11 protein-coding genes and 2 pseudogenes are annotated in these 17,649 nt (G+C 70.3%); 7 read left to right on the top strand and 6 right to left on the bottom strand.

All coding sequences use genetic code 11. The annotated features are described in order from the left end of the window. Positions 1-60 precede the first annotated feature (60 nt). The 5 genes and pseudogenes from ACN28I_RS19520 (at position 61) to ACN28I_RS19500 (ending at position 8,408) form a co-directional block, all read left to right on the top strand. A pseudogene (locus tag ACN28I_RS19520) lies at positions 61-2,374 on the top strand (Tex family protein). A gap of 123 nt (positions 2,375-2,497) precedes the next feature. Beyond that, positions 2,498-3,631 carry an ABC transporter substrate-binding protein gene (locus ACN28I_RS19515; protein ID WP_420943489.1) on the top strand — a complete coding sequence of 378 codons (1,134 nt, stop codon included), beginning with the start codon at positions 2,498-2,500 and terminating at the stop codon, positions 3,629-3,631. 8 nt (positions 3,632-3,639) lie between these two features. Continuing rightward, complete coding sequence (locus ACN28I_RS19510; RefSeq protein ID WP_420943488.1) at positions 3,640-5,781, top strand: ATP-binding protein; 2,142 nt, start codon at positions 3,640-3,642, stop codon at positions 5,779-5,781. Further along, positions 5,778-7,394, top strand: a complete 1,617-nt coding sequence (locus ACN28I_RS19505) for a response regulator (protein WP_420943487.1) — start codon at positions 5,778-5,780, stop codon at positions 7,392-7,394. The genes ACN28I_RS19510 and ACN28I_RS19505 overlap by 4 nt, the downstream gene beginning before the upstream one ends. Before the next feature lie 9 nt (positions 7,395-7,403). Beyond that, positions 7,404-8,408, top strand: a complete 1,005-nt coding sequence (locus ACN28I_RS19500; protein ID WP_420943486.1) for an aldo/keto reductase family protein — start codon at positions 7,404-7,406, stop codon at positions 8,406-8,408. A 107-nt stretch (positions 8,409-8,515) separates the two neighbouring features. On the opposite strand, the gene ACN28I_RS19495 is transcribed toward ACN28I_RS19500, so the two are convergent. From ACN28I_RS19495 to ACN28I_RS19485, 3 genes are all read right to left on the bottom strand, one after another. Continuing rightward, positions 8,516-10,177, bottom strand: coding sequence for a hypothetical protein (locus ACN28I_RS19495; RefSeq protein WP_420943485.1), 1,662 nt, complete (start codon positions 10,175-10,177; stop codon positions 8,516-8,518). Positions 10,178-10,251: 74 nt separating this feature from the next. Then, entirely contained in the window at positions 10,252-11,382 is a 1,131-nt protein-coding gene (locus tag ACN28I_RS19490; protein ID WP_420943484.1) for a hypothetical protein, read from the bottom strand. After that, a complete protein-coding gene (locus ACN28I_RS19485; protein ID WP_420943483.1) occupies positions 11,379-13,208 on the bottom strand; it encodes an HSP90 family protein in 1,830 nt (609 codons plus the stop codon). The genes ACN28I_RS19490 and ACN28I_RS19485 overlap by 4 nt, the downstream gene beginning before the upstream one ends. 190 nt (positions 13,209-13,398) lie before the next feature. On the opposite strand from ACN28I_RS19485, the gene ACN28I_RS19480 reads away from it, so the two are divergent. Then, the gene (locus tag ACN28I_RS19480; RefSeq protein WP_420943482.1) at positions 13,399-14,223 is read left to right on the top strand and encodes a metal-dependent hydrolase; all 825 of its coding nucleotides are present in this window, start codon (positions 13,399-13,401) and stop codon (positions 14,221-14,223) included. 675 nt (positions 14,224-14,898) lie between these two features. On the opposite strand, the gene ACN28I_RS19475 is transcribed toward ACN28I_RS19480, so the two are convergent. Further along, positions 14,899-15,042, bottom strand: a complete 144-nt coding sequence (locus ACN28I_RS19475) for a hypothetical protein (RefSeq protein ID WP_420943481.1) — start codon at positions 15,040-15,042, stop codon at positions 14,899-14,901. A gap of 62 nt (positions 15,043-15,104) precedes the next feature. Here ACN28I_RS19475 and ACN28I_RS19470 point away from each other — a divergent pair, with 62 nt between their 5' ends. Further along, positions 15,105-15,740 carry an LETM1 domain-containing protein gene (locus ACN28I_RS19470; RefSeq protein ID WP_420943480.1) on the top strand — a complete coding sequence of 212 codons (636 nt, stop codon included), beginning with the start codon at positions 15,105-15,107 and terminating at the stop codon, positions 15,738-15,740. Positions 15,741-15,774: 34 nt separating this feature from the next. Here the strand turns inward: ACN28I_RS19470 and ACN28I_RS19465 are convergent, their stop codons facing one another. Beyond that, on the bottom strand, positions 15,775-16,680 hold the full coding sequence (locus ACN28I_RS19465) for a HEAT repeat domain-containing protein (protein ID WP_420943479.1): 906 nt from the start codon (positions 16,678-16,680) through the stop codon (positions 15,775-15,777). Positions 16,681-16,798: 118 nt separating this feature from the next. Continuing rightward, a pseudogene (locus ACN28I_RS19460) lies at positions 16,799-17,368 on the bottom strand (HEAT repeat domain-containing protein); the annotation flags it as partial. Positions 17,369-17,649 lie beyond the last annotated feature (281 nt).

Genomic DNA, 17,649 nt, shown 5'->3' with positions numbered 1-17,649 from the left:
TCAGAGGCGCCGGAGGGGGGCTCGCCTTTTCATGTGGGATGGTGTAGGGTTTGTGTCGCCATGCACGCCTACGCCATCGAGCTGTCGAAGGAACTGGGCCTCAAGCCCGAGCAGGTGGACCGGACCCTCGCCCTGAGCGAGGAGGGGGCGACCGTCCCCTTCATCGCCCGTTACCGCAAGGAGGCCACCGGCGGCCTCGACGAGGTCCAGATCCAGGCCATCCTGGACCGGGCCGCCGAGCGCGCCGAGCTGGACTCACGCCGGGAAACCATCCTGCGCACCATCGAGGGGCAGGGGAAGCTCACCCCGGAGCTGAGCCAGGCGCTCCAGCGGGCCAGGACGCGCACGGAACTGGAGGACCTGTACCTCCCCTACAAGCCCAAGCGGCGCACCCGCGCGGCCATCGCCCGGGAGCGGGGCCTGGAGCCGCTCGCGGACCTGCTCTGGAAGCAGGAGGCCGGGAAGAAGGACGACGTGGCCGCCCGTGCGCGCGCGTTCGTCGACGCGGGCAAGGAGGTGCCGGACCTGGAGACGGCGCTCGCCGGGGCGCGGGACATCTGCGCCGAGCGCGTGGCCGATGACGCGGGCCTGCGCCGCACCGCCCGCGAGATGTGCGTGCAGAAGGGCCGCCTGCGCTCGGCCGTCGTCGCCAAGAAGAAGGGCGAGGCCACCAAGTTCGACAACTACGCGGACCACGAGGAGGACCTGTCCAAGGCGCCCTCGCACCGGATTCTCGCGCTGCTGCGCGGCGAGGCCGAGGAGGTGCTGCGCATCCAGCTCGCCCTCCCGGATGATGAGGTGAAGGGGACGCTGTCCTCGCGCGTGGTGACGAAGCCCCAGTCGCCGTTCGCCCCCGAGCTGCGCGCCGCGGTGGAGGACTCGTGGGACCGGCTCATGGGCCCCTCGCTGGAGTCCGAGCTGCGCAACGAGCTCAAGGAGCGCGCGGACCGCGAGGCCATCAGCGTCTTCGGGCAGAACCTGCGCCACCTGCTGCTCACCGCGCCCGCGGGCAGCCGCCCCGTGCTCGCGCTGGACCCCGGCCTGCGCACCGGCATCAAGGCCGCCATGATGGATGGCACCGGCAAGCTGGTGGACACCGCCACGCTCTACTCCGAGAAGAGCGGCAGTGAGCGCGCCGCCGCCGCCAGGCAGTGCGGGGCCATCATCCTCAAGCACAAGCCCGAGCTGCATCGCCGTGGGCAACGGCACCGGCAGCCGCGAGGCGGAGACCTTCGTGCGCGAGGTGCTCAAGGCGCTCGGCTCGCAGGTGCCCGTGGTGTCCGTGAGCGAGCAGGGCGCCTCCATCTACTCGGCCTCCGAGGTGGCCCGCGACGAGTTCCCCGACCTGGACGTGTCGCTGCGCGGCGCGGTGTCCATCGGCCGCCGGTTGCAGGATCCGCTCGCCGAGCTGGTGAAGATCGACCCCAAGAGCATCGGCGTGGGGCAGTACCAGCACGACGTGGACCAGGGCATGCTCAAGAAGAAGCTGGGCGAGGTGGTGGACTCGTGCGTCAACGCCGTGGGCGTGGACGTCAACACCGCGTCGCCGCAGCTCCTGGAGCACGTGTCCGGCATCGGCCCCACGCTGGCCAAGAAGATCGTCTCGCACCGCGCGGCCAAGGGCCGCTTCACCACGCGCCGCGAGATCCTCAAGGTGAGCGGACTGGGCCCGAAGACGTTCGAGCAGGCCGCCGGCTTCCTGCGCGTCCATGGCCCCGAGCCCCTCGACGCGAGCGCCGTGCACCCCGAGCGCTACGGCGTCGTGGAGCGCATGGCGAAGGACCTGGGCGTGGACGTGAAGCAGCTCGTGGGCAACGCCGCGCTGGTGCGGAAGATCGACCCCAAGCGCTACCTGGGGCCGGACCTGGGCGAGCTGACGCTCAAGGACATCCTCGCCGAGCTGGAGAAGCCCAGCAGGGATCCGCGTGGCGACTTCACCGCGCCCTCCTACCGCGAGGACCTGCAGAAGCTGGAGGACGTGAAGGAGGGGATGGTGCTCCAGGGCGTCGTCACCAACGTCACCGCCTTCGGGGCCTTCGTGGACGTGGGCGTGCACCAGGACGGGCTCGTCCACGTGTCCCAGCTCTCCACCCGCTTCATCAAGGACCCCAGCGAGGCGGCGAAGGTGGGTGACCGGGTGACCGTGAAGGTGTTGAGCGTGGACCTCGTCCGCAAGCGCCTCGCCTTGTCCGTGCGCGCCGTCACGGAGGGCACCTCGGGGGCGGCGGCCGTCGGGGCTCCTCGCTCTTCCGGGAACCAGGCACGCCCAGCGCCCGCTCCGGCGGCCGACAAGCAGGGGAGCGGCAAGGCTCCGGCCGCGCAGAAGCCCTCGGCCGAGCCCTTCAACAACCCCTTCCGCAATCTCAAGCGCTGAGAGAGCGCCGGGACGCCGGGCGGCGTGGCTCCAGGGCGCCGGGCGCATATAGTCTGGCCTCCCAGGATTCTCCGGGGGCGCCATGAGACGACTGCTGCCAGGACTGTTCGGCCTCGCGCTGCTGTGCTGCGGCGTGGCCGTGGCACAGGAGAAGGCGCCCATCGTCCTGGCGCTGCACGCGGACATGAGCCCGGCTCGGCGCTGGCGGGTGAGGCCATCCGCCGGGGGGCGCTGCTCGCCATTTCGGAGATCAACGCCCAGGGAGGGCTGCTGGGGGGGCGGAAGCTGGAGCTGGTGGTGAGGGACCACCACGGCGTGCCCGCGCGGGCGACGGAGCAGTTGCCGGAGCTCGCGCGCATGCCCCACCTGGTGGCCATCCTCACGGGGCTGCACAGCCCTCCGGTCATCCAGAACCTGGGCTTCATCCATGAGCACCAGCTCATCATCGTGAGCCCCTGGGCGGCGGCCACCGGCGTGGTCCAGCACGAGCTGACGCCCAACTACACCTTCCGGATCTCCCTGGACGACGAGCGCGTGGGGGATTTCCTGGTCGCGCGGGCATTCGCGCGGGGTCACGAGCGGCTCGCCGTCATCCTGGAGAAGACCGCCTGGGGCCGCAGCAACGAGAAGGCCATCACCGCGGCCCTGGCCCGGCGCGGGAGGAAGCCCGTGTCCGTGCAGTGGTTCAACTGGGCGGATGCGGACATGGAGCCGCAGGTGGCCGCGGTGGAGCGGGCGGGCGCCGAGGCCCTCCTCCTGGTGGCCAACGCGCCCGAGGGGGCGGCCCTCGTGAAGACGGTGGCGCGCAGGCCTCCGGGCCACCGGCTTCCCCTCTATGCGCACTCGGGCATCACCGGAGGGGACTTCGCGCAGCGGGCGGGTGAGGCCCTCTCCGCGGTGGACCTGCGGGTGGTGCAGACCTTCTCCTTCGTGGGCAACCGGAGCGCGCGCGCCAGGGCGGCCGCCGCGAAGTACCACGCGATGTTCGGTACCCGCTCCGAGGAGGACATCTTCAGCGCGGCGGGGACGGCCCAGGCCCATGACGCCGTCTGGCTGCTCGCGCTCGCCATCCAGAAGGCGAAGTCCACCGAGCGTGCCCGGGTGCGCGACGCGCTGGAGCATCTGGGCCCCTACGAAGGCCTGGTGCGCACCTATCGCCCCGCCTTCACTCCATCCCGCCACGAGGCGCTGAGCCCCTCGGACTTCAGGATGGTCACCTTCAACCCACGCGGCGTGCTGGTGCCCGCCCAGCCGTAGGAACCACCGTGAACCTCCTCCGGAGCTTCCAAGGCAAGCTCCTCCTCTTCTTCCTGCTCATCGATCTGGTCATGGTGGGCGTCCTCGTCGCCACCGTGTCCCGCGGAGCGCATGGGGCACTCGAGACGGCGAGCCGGGAGCATCTGCTCGAGCTGGCCCGCTTCGCCTCGGACACCCTCGACGAGCAGCTCCAACTGCGGTGGAACGCGGCGCAGTCGCTCGCCTCCAACCCGTTCATGACCAACAGCGTCATCGATACGTTGGGCCGGAGCGACTACCTCGAGCCCCTCATGCAGCGGCTGAGCCTGCCCGGCCAGGGCAGCGAGGAGGGCGATCTCTGGCTGCTGGACTTCATGGGGCGCGTCATCGCCCGCAATGGCCGGAGCGAGAGCGTCGAGTCCTTCGCGGAGGCGTCCTGGTGGCCCGGGGTCCGCGACGGCCAGCCCCAGGCCCTGGTCATCTCCGAGGGCAGTGGGCCGCGCGTGCTCTTCGCCTTCCCCGTCCTCTACCAGCAGCACACCGAAGGGGCCCTGGTCGCCCGGTTCGATCTCTCGTTCGTGGGAGGGGGCGCCGCGCGCCAGGGGCTCGGGGTGGTGCTGCTGGAGGGGGAGCGGGCGCTGACCGGTGAGCTGCCCGCGCGGGTGATTGGCGAGCTGAAGGCGTTGTCCACCGGGCCCGGCGGACACAACACGGCGCTCATCGACGGGATGTTCTACCTGGTGGTCCCGGTGGAGGGCTTCGCGCGGGAGCATGGCTTCGGCTGGTCCCTGGTCCTCTCCGTGCCGGCCGAGCGCATCTCCGGCCCGGTGGAGGTGCTGCGCCAGCGGATGATCCAGGGCGGGGTGGTGACGGCGGTGCTGCTGCTGCTGCTGATCTTCTGGCGCACCCGGCTCCTCATGCGCCCGCTCCATCAGCTCCAGGTCTCCATGCGGCGCATCATCGACGGAGGAGACCTGAGCGAGCGCATCCAGGTCCGCACCGGGGACGAGCTGGGCGCCATCGCGGGCACCTTCAACCTGATGCTCGAGCGGCTCGCCCACCGCGGCGCCGAGCTGGAGCGCTCGCGCGAGCACCTCTCGCTGCTGGCGCAGATCACCTCCTCCTCGCCCAACGCCATCCTCATGGTGGGCGCGGAGGGCTGGGTGCTCGTGTGCAACGAGGCGGCGGAGAAGCTCTTCGGGTGGCCGCGGATGGAGATGCTGGGGATGTCCTTCCTGGAGCGGGTGGTGCCCGAGGCGTCGCGCGAGCTCGTCACCGGGCTGTTCGCCCGCGCGGGGGGCGGCGAGCCCGTGGAGGCGGAGCTCTCGCTCCTCACGCGGCAGGCGGGGGACATCCCCGTGCAGCTCACCCTGTCGCGTGTCCTCGACGCGGCGGGAGCGGTGCTGGGGCACGTCTGCATCGCGAGGGATTTGCGCGAGGTGCAGCGGCTGCGCGAGTCGTTGGTGCAGTCGGAGAAGATGGCGGCGGTGGGCACGCTCGTGGCCGGCCTGTCGCACGAGCTCAACAACCCCCTGGGCATCATCCTCGGCTTCGCGCAGGCCCAGTTGATGAGGCCCACGCTGGACGAGGCGTCGCGCTCGGCCTTCACGTACATCGAGACGCATACCCAGCGCTGTGCCCGGCTGGTGCGCACGCTGCTGGACTTCTCGCGCAGGAGCGGGCCTTCGCGCGAGCGCATCGAGGTGGGGTGCATGCTCGAGCGCGTGCGCGAGCTGGCCAGCGGCGAGGCCCAGCGCGGCCAGGTGCTGCTGAAGATCATCGAATCCCCGGCGGACCTTCCCGGGCTGGAGGGCAACGTGCCGGAGATGGAGTCCGCATTGCTGAACCTGGTGGGCAACGCCGTGGATGCCACGCTTCCGGGAGGAACGGTGTCCATCGGGGCGCGTGTCACCCCGGCGCGCGACGGCCTGGAGCTGTTCGTGACGGACACCGGGAGCGGCATGTCCCCGGACGTGCGCCAGCGCATCTTCGATCCCTTCTTCACCACCAAGCCGGAGGGGAAGGGGACGGGGCTGGGACTGTCCATCACCCGCAGCATCGTCGAGTCGCACGGTGGCCGCATCGGCGTGGAGACGGCCCCCGGTGCCGGCACCACGATGCGGCTGTGGTTCCCGGTGGCGCCGTCGCACCCCACGGAGGTCTCCGCGTGAGTTCCCCTCTGCCTGAACAGATCCTCGTCGTGGATGATGAGCGGGACATGCGCCTGCTGCTGCGCTACCAGCTCGAGCAGGAGGGCTACGCCGTCACCGAGGCGTCCGACGGCCAGGCCGCCCTGAAGCTCCTGCGCGAGTGCTCGCCCAGCCTGATCATCACCGATGTGCGCATGCCCTTCATGAGTGGGCTGGAATTGCTGCGCCAGGTCAAGCAGGTGCTGCCGGCCACCGAGGTCATCGTCGCCACCGGCTATGCCGAGGTGGAGACGGCCATCGAGTGCATGCGGGCCGGTGCGTTCGACCTCCTCCGCAAGCCCTTCAACATCCGGGAGATGTACGCGTGCGTCACGCGCGCGCTCGACCGCTACCGGCTCAACGCCTCGGCGGACCTGGTGCGGGCCAGCCAGTCCTTCTTCGAGACGAACGAGTTCGATCGGATTCCCCAGACCATCGTGGAGGGGAGCCGGACCCTGATGGCGGCGGACGCGGTGGTGTTGCTGATGCAGGACGTGCAGGGGCGGCTCCAGGTGGCGCACGCGTGCGGCCTGGAGTCCGAGGCCGAGGGCGGCGTGCTGAGCGAACTCGGCGAGCGGGTGGTCCAATCGCTGCCCTCGGACAGGACGCCGGCGCTGGCGGCTCCCGGCCTGGAGGACCGGCGGCTCGGCTCCCTGCAGGCACTGGGGAGGGGGGCGTCGGTCATCCTCCATCCCCTGACGGTGGGGGAGCGGGTGCTGGGCGTGCTGGGCCTGATGCGCAGGGACGGGCTGCGCATGTTCAGCAGGAAGGAGCTGGATCGCGCGGCGATGCTGGCGAGCCACGTGGTGCTCGCGCTGGAGAACGGGCGCCTGGCGTGCCAGCTCGCGTCCTCCGAGCGGCTGGCGACGCTGGGCCAGGTGGCGGCCGGCATCGGGCATGAGATCAACAACCCGGCGGCCTACGTCCTCAGCAACCTGAGCTACATCCAGGAGCAGGTGGTGGCGCTGCGCCAGGGCGAGCCGGTGGACCTCGAGGAGTTGGAGCAGGCGGTGCTGGACGCGCGAGAGGGAGCGCTGCGCATCAGCGACATCGTCCGCGACATGCGTTCGCTGGGGAAGTCGGACGAGGAGGCCGGCGGGTGGTTCGAGCTCAACGAGGCCATCCGCTCGGCGCTGCGCATCGCCCAGATGGACACGATGAAGCAGGCGAGCGTCCAGACGGAGCTGCCCGGGGGCCTGGAGGTGCGGGGGAGCCCGGGGCCCGTCTCGCAGGTCTTCGTCAACCTGCTCGTCAACGCGGCCCAGGCGCTCGAGGCGGGGACGGGGGCGCGCAAGGAGATCCGCGTCACGGCCCGGCGCGAGGCGGACATGGCCGTCATCGAGGTCAGCGACACGGGACCCGGCATCCCGTCCGAGGTGCTGTCCCGGCTCTTCCAGCCCTTCTTCACCACGAAGGGCTCGACGGGGACGGGACTGGGACTGTCCATCAGCCGAAACATCGTGCGCCGGCTCGGGGGAGAGATCGCCGTGCGCAGCGTGCCGGGAGATGGGACGGTGTTCACCGTTTCATTGCCGGCGCGTCCACGGGTGGAGGAGGGACAGGTTCCGGTGGTGCCGTCGCGTTCAGCCGGTTAATGCTGGCGCATGAACTTCCGGCATCTCGGCAGCAGCGGTCTGATGGTCAGCGAGATCTCCTACGGGAATTGGCTGACCCATGGCTCCCAGGTCGAAGAGGCGGCGGCGCTCGCGTGCGTCCGCGCCGCGCTCGACGAGGGCATCACCACCTTCGACACCGCGGACGTCTACGCGGCCACGCGCGCCGAGGAGGTGCTCGGCCGCGCGCTCCATGGCCAGCGCCGCGAGGGCCTGGAGATCTTCACCAAGGTGTACTGGCCGACGGGCCCGGGTCCCAATGACCGGGGCCTGTCGCGTAAGCACATCCTGGAGTCCATCAACGGCTCGCTGCGGCGGCTGAAGACGGACTACGTGGACCTGTACCAGGCGCACCGCTACGACACGGAGACGCCGCTCGAGGAGACGATGCAGGCCTTCGCGGACGTGGTCCGCCAGGGCAAGGCGCTCTACATCGGGGTGTCCGAGTGGACGGCAGAGCAGATTCGCGCGGGCGTGACGCTGGCGAGGCAGCTGGGCTTCCAGCTCATCTCCAGCCAGCCACAGTATTCGATGCTGTGGCGGGTCATCGAGGGCCAGGTGGTGCCCACGTCGCAGGAGCTGGGGGTGGGGCAGATCGTCTGGTCGCCGATCGCGCAGGGCGTGCTGACGGGCAAGTACAAGCCGGGGCAGAAGCCGCCGGAGGGGAGCCGGGCGACGGACGAGAAGGGGGGCTCGCGGTTCATCCAGCGCTTCATGACGGATGACGTGCTGACGCGCGTGCAGCAGTTGAAGCCGGTGGCGGACGGGGTGGGGCTGTCGCTGGCGCAGCTCGCGGTGGCGTGGGTGCTGCAGAACCCGAACGTGGCCTCGGCGATCATCGGCGCGTCGCGGCCGGATCAGGTGAAGGAGAACGTGAAGGCGGCGGGGGTGAAGCTGAGCGGGGACGTGATGCGCCGCATCGACGAGATCCTCGGGCCGGCCGTGGAGAAGGATCCGGCGAAGACGCATCAGATGGCCCCGGACAAGCGGCCGTAGACGGTGCACCCCCCACACCGTCAACCCACGGTGCACCCCCTCCCTCGCCCTCCGGGAGAGGGTCGGGGTGAGGGTGCCCGTCACGGTGCTCCAACCCGCGGAGCAATTCAGTGCTTCATCAGGAGCTGCTCACGCATGAGGTACTGGCGGGTGGGCTTGATGCCAAGCTCGGGCTCGAAGGACGGCTCCGGCGCGGCCTGGAGGTCCGGCGCGAGACCCGCGAACACCGGGGTGGTGAGGATGCTGCTCACCGTGGTGGCGCTGGCGATGTCGACGAGGGACTCGAGCGCGTAGGGCCGTACGGCGAAGGAGACGCCAGGAGTGACGTAGGCATAGACCGTGATGGCGTACTTCTGGCCGGACTGCAGCACACCCGGAGGCACGTCAACGGACGTCTCGGTCGTGTGGATCGTGCCCACGGCGCTCGCGACGGTCCGAGTCCCGCTCACGGACAGCCGGGAGAGACGGACCCGGTAGGCGGAGGGGGTGCCCACCAGGGGGGCCTTCCAGGTGATGCGCGGCGTGAGGGAGCTGAGCGTGAGCTCCTGGTGGGCCTTGAGCCCGTTCACGGCGAGGTCCCACGGCGGGGTGATGCGCGGGGCGATGGGCCCGGCGGTGGCGACACTCAACTTCCGCGTGTCGGACAGGCTGGCGGTGATGCCGCCGGACGTCGTCCCGGGCAGGAGCGTGGGGGTGCTGAAGTTGTGGGAGAAGCTGGCCACGGCGCCCCAGCTGAAGGGGTAGGGATTGCCGTAGGTGACGTTCGCGACGAGGTCGGTGATGCCGGAGAGGCTGCCATACATCAGGTCCGCCGAGTAGCCGTACCAGGACTCCGAGGTCCAGGGCGTGGGCGAGATGCTGAGCCACTGGGCGGTGGGGCGCGACTGGGGGTGCACCTGGACCTGATAGGCCTCGAAACGGGAGCGCCACCACTCGAAGCTCGCCGTGTACTGGGGCGCCGCCTGGAAGGTGCCGCTCAGGTCGGTGCTGACGGTGGGGCTCATGGTGACGGGACCCGGGGTGAAGAACCGGTCGATGGTGGTGTAGCTGAAGGCGCCGGCATCACGGGTGGTGGAGTGATTGACGTACAGGCGGTCGCCTCGTGACGCGTCCACGATCTGCTCGTCCGGGGAGGTCATCGAGTAGTGGCCCACGGGGAGCTTGTCCACGGACGTCGCGCCCGCGGGCACGGGGGCATTGGCGTACAGGGATGCCGCCGCGCCGAGGTTGGAGCTGACGGCCTCGAAGCCCGGGTAGTCCTCGTACGGCTGGGGCTCGAGGTTGGACGCGGAGATCGTCAACGGCACGGAGGGGGCGGTGGCCCGATCGCGGCGGCCGAGGTCATAGCGATCCAGGTTCATCGTGCGCGAGTCCGACACGACGTAGAAGGTGCCGAGCTGCAGGTAGTAACGGCCGGCGGGGGCGTCGGTGACGCGGAAGGTGCCGTTCGGCGACGACTGCACCGTGAGCGCGCGCGTGCCGCCATCCTGGAGCGTGAAGGCCTTCAGCTCGGACGCGAGGGGATCCGCGGTCACGGGCTGGGTGAAGTCGCCGATGTCGAGGCGGTAGTGCATGACCCGGCTGCCGCTCACCTCATACGGGTTGCCGGCATCGACACCGCCGTCCGCGACGAGGCTCGTGCCCTCGGGGAAGACGATGGGGTCCCGCCCATCGTTGAAATCATCCGGCTGCCCATCCACTCCGGATCCGCAGCCAGCCAGCGCCAGCGATGACAGCAGGACGGAGAACAACGACCTTTTGAAAGACACGACGCACCCCTCGGGAGCATGAGTGAAGCTCCCGAGCCTACTACAAGCGGCGCGGCTTTTTCCTGAACTGCCTCTTATCCCGGGAGAGGGCTGTCGATGGGAAAGGGCACCACCTCATGGGCGAGCCGCCTGGTGCGCGCGAGCAGCTGGTGGAAGCGGGCCGTGCCGTTGCGCGAGTCGAACTTCGCCGCGATGCCCTCGGCCTGGGAGGCGAGCCAGCCCCGCAGGGTCCGGGTTTCGTACGTGTCCCCGGGCGAGTACAGCGCGAAGGCGCGAGGCAGGCAGAGCGCCACCCGCTCCCGTCCCTCCGCCAGGGCCCGCTCCATGAGGGCGAGCGCGGCGCAGTGGAAGGTGAAGCGGTCGCGGTGGCTGGCGTGCTCCAGCGCCCACCCCACGTGGCGCTCGAAGAGCTTCAGCCCCCGCTCCACGTTGCCCGTCAGCGTGAGGAATTCCAGGTGCTCGCCCACGGTGGCGAGGAACTCGCGGTTGCGCTGAACCAGGGCATAGCCGCGCAGGTGGAGGTCGCGCGCCTGCTCCAGCCGTTCCAGGTGGAAGAGCGGGTAGAGCACGGTGCCCAGCGTGAGGTGCGGTACCTCGGCGCACGCGGTGCGCCCCTCCAGCAGGGGCCTCGCCTTCTCCAGCACCTGGGCGTACTCGCCCCGGTCGAGGTGGTGGTCCAGCTCGTCATCCAGCTCGCAGGCCCGGCAGTCCGTGAGGTGGTCGCGCGGCTCGCGCACCCACTGCGCCCAGAAGTCCGCCGCCACCGCGTCGTCGCCCATGTCCCGGGCGGCCTGGTAGCGCAGCTTCAGCACGGCCCGCCGTCCCGCCCCCGCCTTCGCGAAGCACTGCTCCACGTCATCCAGGGCGCCCGCTATCTGCTTGCGGCTGATGTGGGGGAACTCGTCCAGCCGTCCCACCACCCACTTCTGCTTCCAGAGGAGGGGCTCCGGCGGATAGCGCTCCGGGTCGCGCTGCTGCTGCCCCCGGCACCAGGCGAAGGCCACCAGCGCCCGGTCCGGGAAGCCGCCGAAGATGGCCGCGTCGATGAGCGCGTCCCGCGTCTCGTAGGCCAATGGCATGTCCGCGTGTGCGTCCGCGAGCCGCGCTGCTTCCTCGAGCGCCATCACCTTGGCCTCGCCCGGCTCCAGCCTCTGCGCGCGTCCGAGCAGGTTCCGCACCTGCTCGCGCCAGTCCCGCTCCGTCAATGCATGCCTCCTGTGCCCTCGTCATCGTCCAGGCGCGCGGCGATGAGGCCGAGCAGCCCCTGGTTCAGCAGCGTCATCTCCCGCGCGTTGAGCGGGCGGTGCCCCAGCAGCAGTGCCTGCACGTACAGCATCTCCACCGACAGCTTGAGCTGCGCGGCGTCCCGCACCCGGGCCAGCCGGCGCACCACCGGGTTGCGGAGGTTGAAGCAGAGCTGCGGCCGCTCCTCCTCGGGGGCGCCGGCCAGCGCTCCCTCCAGCATCGAGGCGTACAGCTCGTCCGTCCCCTCGCGGGCGCGCTCCACGTCCCGCCGGAAGGCCCCGTCGTCCACGTCCCCGTAGAGCGTGGGCACCTCGGGAGGGAGGAATTTCTTGATGCTCACCTCGCAGCGGAACGGCTCCAGCGCCTGCGTGGCCACCTGCCGCAGCCGCGCCACGTCCTGCCGCTCCTCCGCCGTCAGCTCCTCGAAACCCTGGGGAAGCTGCGCCGCGGAGAAGAGCTCCACCGGGGTGTCCGGCAGCACGCGCGGCAGCTTCTCCAGCAGCGCGGTGTCATGCGTGTAGGCCCCGTTGAGGATGCACAGCCCCTGCGCCGCGGCCACGCGCGCCACCTGCCGGAAGGCATCCAGGTTGTTGACGTAGCGCACCGTGGGGAAGGACTGCCGGTACTGCCCCAGCGTCATCATTCCCAGCGTCGTCTCGAAGGGCAGCCAGTGGATGACGAGCCGGAAGAAGTCGTCGTCATCCAGGGCGAGCGCCTTCACCGACAGGCCATGCAGGGCGATGAGCCGCTGCAGGTTGCGCGGGTCGTCGTGGGCCAGGTCCACCAGGTACTGGCGCAGCGACTGGCCGAGCGACTCGCGGGCGTGCGCCAGCGTGGCGTCCTCGTAGAAGGCCTCGCGGCTGGCGGTGGGGCGCAGGCCCTGGGCATTCACCACGCACTTGACGAAGAAGGCCCACTCCGGGAGCAGGTTCTCCGCGCTCTCGGACAGCAGCATGTCCTTGAGGTAGACGCGGTGCTTCTGGCGCGCGTTGAAGTGGGGCGAGAAGGGCAGCACGAAGGCCACTCCTTCCACCCGGCCCGCCTCCGCGCGCAGGGGGATGCAGTCCACGAAGTCCTGGCCGAACACCTCGCGTCCGTAGGCCAGCAGCGCCGCACGGCGCTCGGCCACGCTCTCGTACTCGCGGCGCCAGGGCGGAGGGGCCGGGTTGAGGTGCTCGGTGCGGCCCTCCGAGGTGAGGTGGATGGGGAAGGGCAGCAGGCCCCCGTAGTGCACCGCGAGCTGCCGCACCCGCTCGGCGGTGAAGTGCTCGGCCGCGTCCGCCCGGGCGACGAGGAAGACCTGGGTGCCGGGATGCTCCAGTGGGTGCTCGGATGGCCGCACGGCGTACGTGCCGTCATGCCGGCCCCGCCACTCCATGGTGCGCCCGTCTCCCTTCGCCGAACGCGTCACCACCAGCAGCTCGTCGCATGCCATGAAGCAGGACAGCAGGCCGATGCCGAACTGGCCGATGAAGTCGTCGCGGCGCGCCTCCAGCGTCTCGCGCTTGGAGCTCTCGCCGATGGTGGCCAGGAAGCGGTGCAGCTCCTCCTCCGTCAGCCCCACGCCGTCATCGCTGAAGAGCAGGGTGGGCAGGCCACCGTCCTGCTTCTCGATGAGCTCCATCCGCACCGTGCCCTCATGGGCGGGCTCCAGATGCCGCCGGGCGCGGATGGCGTCGGTGGCGTTCTGCAGCAGCTCGCGCACGAACACGCCGGGCGTGCTGTAGAGGTGGTGGGAGAGAAGCTCGATGACTCCTCGGAGATTGACCTGGAAGCGATGGTCCACGGGCGGCGCAGCCTATAGCGGGTATGCCGCGACGCGTACGCCCTCACTGGTAGTGCTGTCCACCGGACTGTGGACAGCCGCCAGATTTGCCGCTGGACGATTGCCTGCTCGCCGAATATGCGGCCCCTCGACCGCGGGGCGCCCGGGTGGCACCGCGGGAGACCTGTCTCGTTTCGAGGAGGAGTACGCAATGCGCAACAAGCTCATGGCAGTGACGGTGGGAGCGCTCCTGGGGTTGTCCGGAACGGCGGCCGCGCAGCCGCCTCCCGGGAAGGGTCCGGCGAAGAAGGCGGCCGCGGCCACGGCGGGCAAGACGGAGCTCACCTGGTGGGGCCACGCGGCCTTCGTCATCCGCACCCCCGGGGGCGCCACGCTGGCCATCGACCCCTGGTTCACCAACCCCAAGGCCCCGCAGGGCGCCCAGTGGCCCGAGCAGGTGGACGCCATCCTCGTCTCCCACGGGCACTTCGACCACGTGGGCGAGGCCAAGGCGCTGCAGCAGAAGACGGGCGCCCAGGTGTTCGGCTGCTACGAGCTCGTGAGCCTCCTGGGCGTGCCCCAGGACAAGGCCGTGGGCGGCAACGTCGGCGGCACCTTCAAGGTGAAGGACGCCACCATCCACTTCGTGGAGGCGGTGCACTCCAGCAGCTACGCCGCGGACGAGAAGAGCCCCCCTCAGTACGCGGGTGCTCCCCTGGGCTTCGTCATCCAGATCGACAACGGCCCCACCCTGTACCACGGCGGTGACACGGGCCTCTTCGGCGGGATGAGCCAGATCGCCGAGCGCTTCAAGCCCACCTACGCCCTGCTGCCCATCGGTGGCCACTTCACGCTGGATCCCACCGGAGCCGCACAGGCCGCCCGGCTGCTCGGCAACCCCACCGTGGTGCCCATGCACTACGGCACGTTCCCCCTGCTCGCCGGCACGCCCGACAAGCTGGAGGCGGACCTGAAGAAGGCGAAGAGCGCCGCGAAGGTGAAGTCGCTGGAGATCGGCAAGGCCACCGCGCTGTAGGCCCTCGACGTACCGGCCCTGCCCCCCTCGGGGGTGGGGCCGTTGGCGCTGGGACGGTAAGTGGGGTATCTCCTGGCTGGCTGCCTGGTGCGGCATCTGGGGTGGATTTCCGATGGATCTTGGCAAGGCGGGTTGGCTCTCCTCGATGCTCGAGGAGTCGGTCGCGGCCCATGCGCGCGTGCCAGCCCCGTTGGTGCCCCCGGGACTCTCCGAGTCCAGCTCCGGCCGGGCCCGCGCCCGCTCGTACCTGCGCCGGATGTTGCGCGCCAGCGGACTGCTCTACGGCACACCCGCGGACGATGGGGTTCCCACGGAGGGTGCGTCCTCCGAGTCCACGGGGACGGCGGCTCCCGAGGAGGTGCTCTTCCGCGCGGTGGTGCGGACCTTCGCGCGCATGGCCCTGGACATCGCGGCCCTGGCCGGTATGCCCCCGGGTCCCCGCCGCGAGCAATTGCTGCTTCTCTTCGCCGTCCTCACCGGACAGCTCGACGAGGCCCAGGCCCTCGAGGAGAAGCTGCGCCTGGGGCACGAGGCCCCGAAGCGGCTGTGGGGCCGGGTGGAGGACGCGCTGGAGCGCCGCGCCCTCTCGCTGTCGGGAGACCCGGCGTATGGGCTCGTCCTGCACAACGGGGCCCTCTACGCGGACGCGCACATGTTCGGCCGTCAGGCGCTCGACTACTTCTCGCGCGGAGGGTTGAACCGCGAGATGGCCCGGCGGCGCATCGACTTCGCGGCCCGGCAGAAGGCGTTGCTCGTGGAGGTGCTCACGGGCCTGGCCTGCGTGGACCGGAAGCCGACGTTCTCCGCGCGCCGGGCCATCCTCCGGCAGGTGGAGGATCTGGGATTGCCGGGAGAAGCTCGAGAGCGAGCTGCGCGGCGCCGTGCGGCAGTCCTTCGAGCGGCGCCGCTCCTTGAGTGCGGCGGTGAAGGACGTGCGCAGCGTGGATTTGCGGCGGTTCATCCTGGAGCAGACGCTGCTGGCCTCGCTCGTGGATGGCCGGCGGACGCGGGGCGAGCGGGTCTTCATCGATCAGCTCGCGCGGGCGCTCCGGGTGCCGGAGAGCACGGTGCACCAGTTGGAGCTGGAGGTGGCCGAGTTCTACGCGAAGAACCGCTCCGTGGTGGATGTCTTCACGGTGTCCTCCGCCGCGAACCTGCTGGGCGAGGACATGGTGTCCCGCATGCAGAACACGCTGGAGCGGAACTTCCACCGGCTGATGCAGGAGGTGCGGGAGACGGGCGAGCTGTACCACCTGCTGACGAAGGTCGCGCGAGGCCAGACGCTGACGGCCGATGAGCGCCAGCGGATGCGGGCGCAATTGATTGACGTGGCGAAAGCGATTCCGGCGCTCGCCATCTTCGCGGCGCCGGGAGGCATGTTGTTGCTGGTGGCCCTGGCGAAGGTGCTGCCCTTCAATCTCCTGCCGAGCTCCTTCCAGGATGAGCCCGAGCCCGCGAGTCCCGATGAGGATGGCACGGGCGGCGGGGACGAGCCCCCGGTCCGCAAGGTGGGCTGACGGCCCGTCCAGCGGCCAGGGGCGACAATCCCTCTCACTTCTGTCGCTGAAGCCTCGCCACCAGCCGCCGAAGGTCCTCGTTCGACCTCACGTACTCGGTGCTGCTCTTCTCCTCCGAGAGCTGCTTCTCCAGCGTGGGCAGCGCGCTGCGTGCCAGGGCCGCGGCGTCCTTCGCGTCCTCCACCAGCCACTCCGTCCCGAGGATGAGCGCCATCCGCGTGTCCGGGTCCTTCTCCGTCATCCGCGCCAGCAGCACCCCCACGTGCGCCGCCGACCTGCCTCGCCCCACCTCCATCGCCGCGCGCGACACCACGCCCTTGTCCGCGTCCTCCAGCTTCTTCACCCAGCAGCCCGTGTCCGTCCCGCACGCCTTCGCCGCCTCCAGCCGCTTGCCGTGCCGCGCAATCATCTCCACCCGCTTCTTCGCCAGCGCCTCCGGGTCTCCACACCCCTCGCCTCCCAGCGCCTCGCACTCGGCCGCCGTCTTCGCCGGCTCCGCCGCCGCCAGCTTCTCCAGCACCGGCTGCTCCCGCGCGTCTCCCAGCATCGTCAGCGCCTCGAGCGCCGCCTCCCGGGCGTACCAGTGCCCCTGTCCCGCCGCCTTCTCCAGCGCCGGCAGTGCGTCTCGTCCGCCCAGCCGCGCCAGCGCGTGCGTGTACTCCCCGCGCACCCCCGCATCCGGCTCGGACACCAGCGCCGCCAGGGGCTTCACCGCCGCCGCCGAGCGCATCCTCGCCAGCGCATCCGCCGCCCGCGTCCGGACGACGGCCTGGATTCTCGGGTCCTCGTGCTTGAACTCGAGCTGCTTCACCAGCGCCGCCTCCGCCCGGCGCTCCCGCATGTCTCCCATCAGCTGCGCCGCCTTGAAGGAGTAGCTCGCGGGATTGATGCCGTTGCGCTGCGCCCAGCTCGACAGCTCCGTGTCCTTGCCCTCCAGCACCGCGAGCAGCGCGTCCGACGCCGGCTGGCCCAGTTGGAAGAGCGAGAACGAGCTTCTCCACGTAGAAGGACACGCCCCGGCGCTCCTTCGTCAGCATCCGCACCAGCGTCGGCACCGCCCGCGCGTCCCCGATACGGCCCAGCGCCTCGATCGCCTTCTTGTTCAGGAAGAGCTTCGCCCCCTCATCCGTGGCCAGCGCCATGAGCGGCTCCACCGCCTCCTTCACACGCATCTGCCCCAGGGCCTCCACGGCTTCGATCCGCGTGTAGTCGTCCCGGGCCTTCAGCAGCTTCATCAGCACGGGCACGGCCTTGGGGTCGCCAATCTCTCCCAGTGCGGACGCCAATTCCTTGTTCAACTGGTTGCCCGCCGAGTCCGTCGCGCTCAGGTCCACCGCGTTGCCCAGCGGCTCCACCGAGGCCGGGTTCCTCACGTCGGAGAGCGCCCGCGCCACCGCGGCCCTCACCTCGGGCTTCTGGTCCGAGGCGAGCTGCCCGTGCAGGAAGGGCAGGAAGCTCGCGTTGAGGTGGCCCGAGCTGCGCAGCGTCTCCACCACCCGGACCTTGTCCTGGGCCCGTCGTGCCTTGCCCAGTGTCTTTTCCCAGTACTCCGGGGAGGCCGGGTCCACCTTGCACCCGGAGAGAAGGAGCACGAGCGCCAGGCTCGTTGCGGCAAGTAGGCGAGACATAGGACCCCCCAGTGGGTTGTAGGTGCTTTCCCTGTAAACCCATCTTGTCGGAAGGAGCAAACCAACCCGGGAGATTGGAGTACGCTCCTCAACGCCATGTCCGTCGATACTCAACCTTCCACCCGTCCTCATGTCGTGCGCCGGAAATACCTGGTCGATGCCGGGTTCCAACTCCGGTACATGCTCCGGCTCGCCGCGCTCGGCGGAGGCGGGGTGCTGCTCGTGGGCGTGCTGGCGTACCGGGCGCACCAGGCCGCGGTGGACAGCGGCGCCTCCCCCTG

Source organism: Archangium gephyra, assembly GCF_049060025.1.
GTDB classification, from domain to species: Bacteria; Myxococcota; Myxococcia; order Myxococcales; family Myxococcaceae; genus Archangium; species Archangium gephyra_A.
The sequence above is the reverse complement of the archived record's forward strand: the minus strand, read 5'-3'. Positions and strand labels throughout refer to the sequence as shown.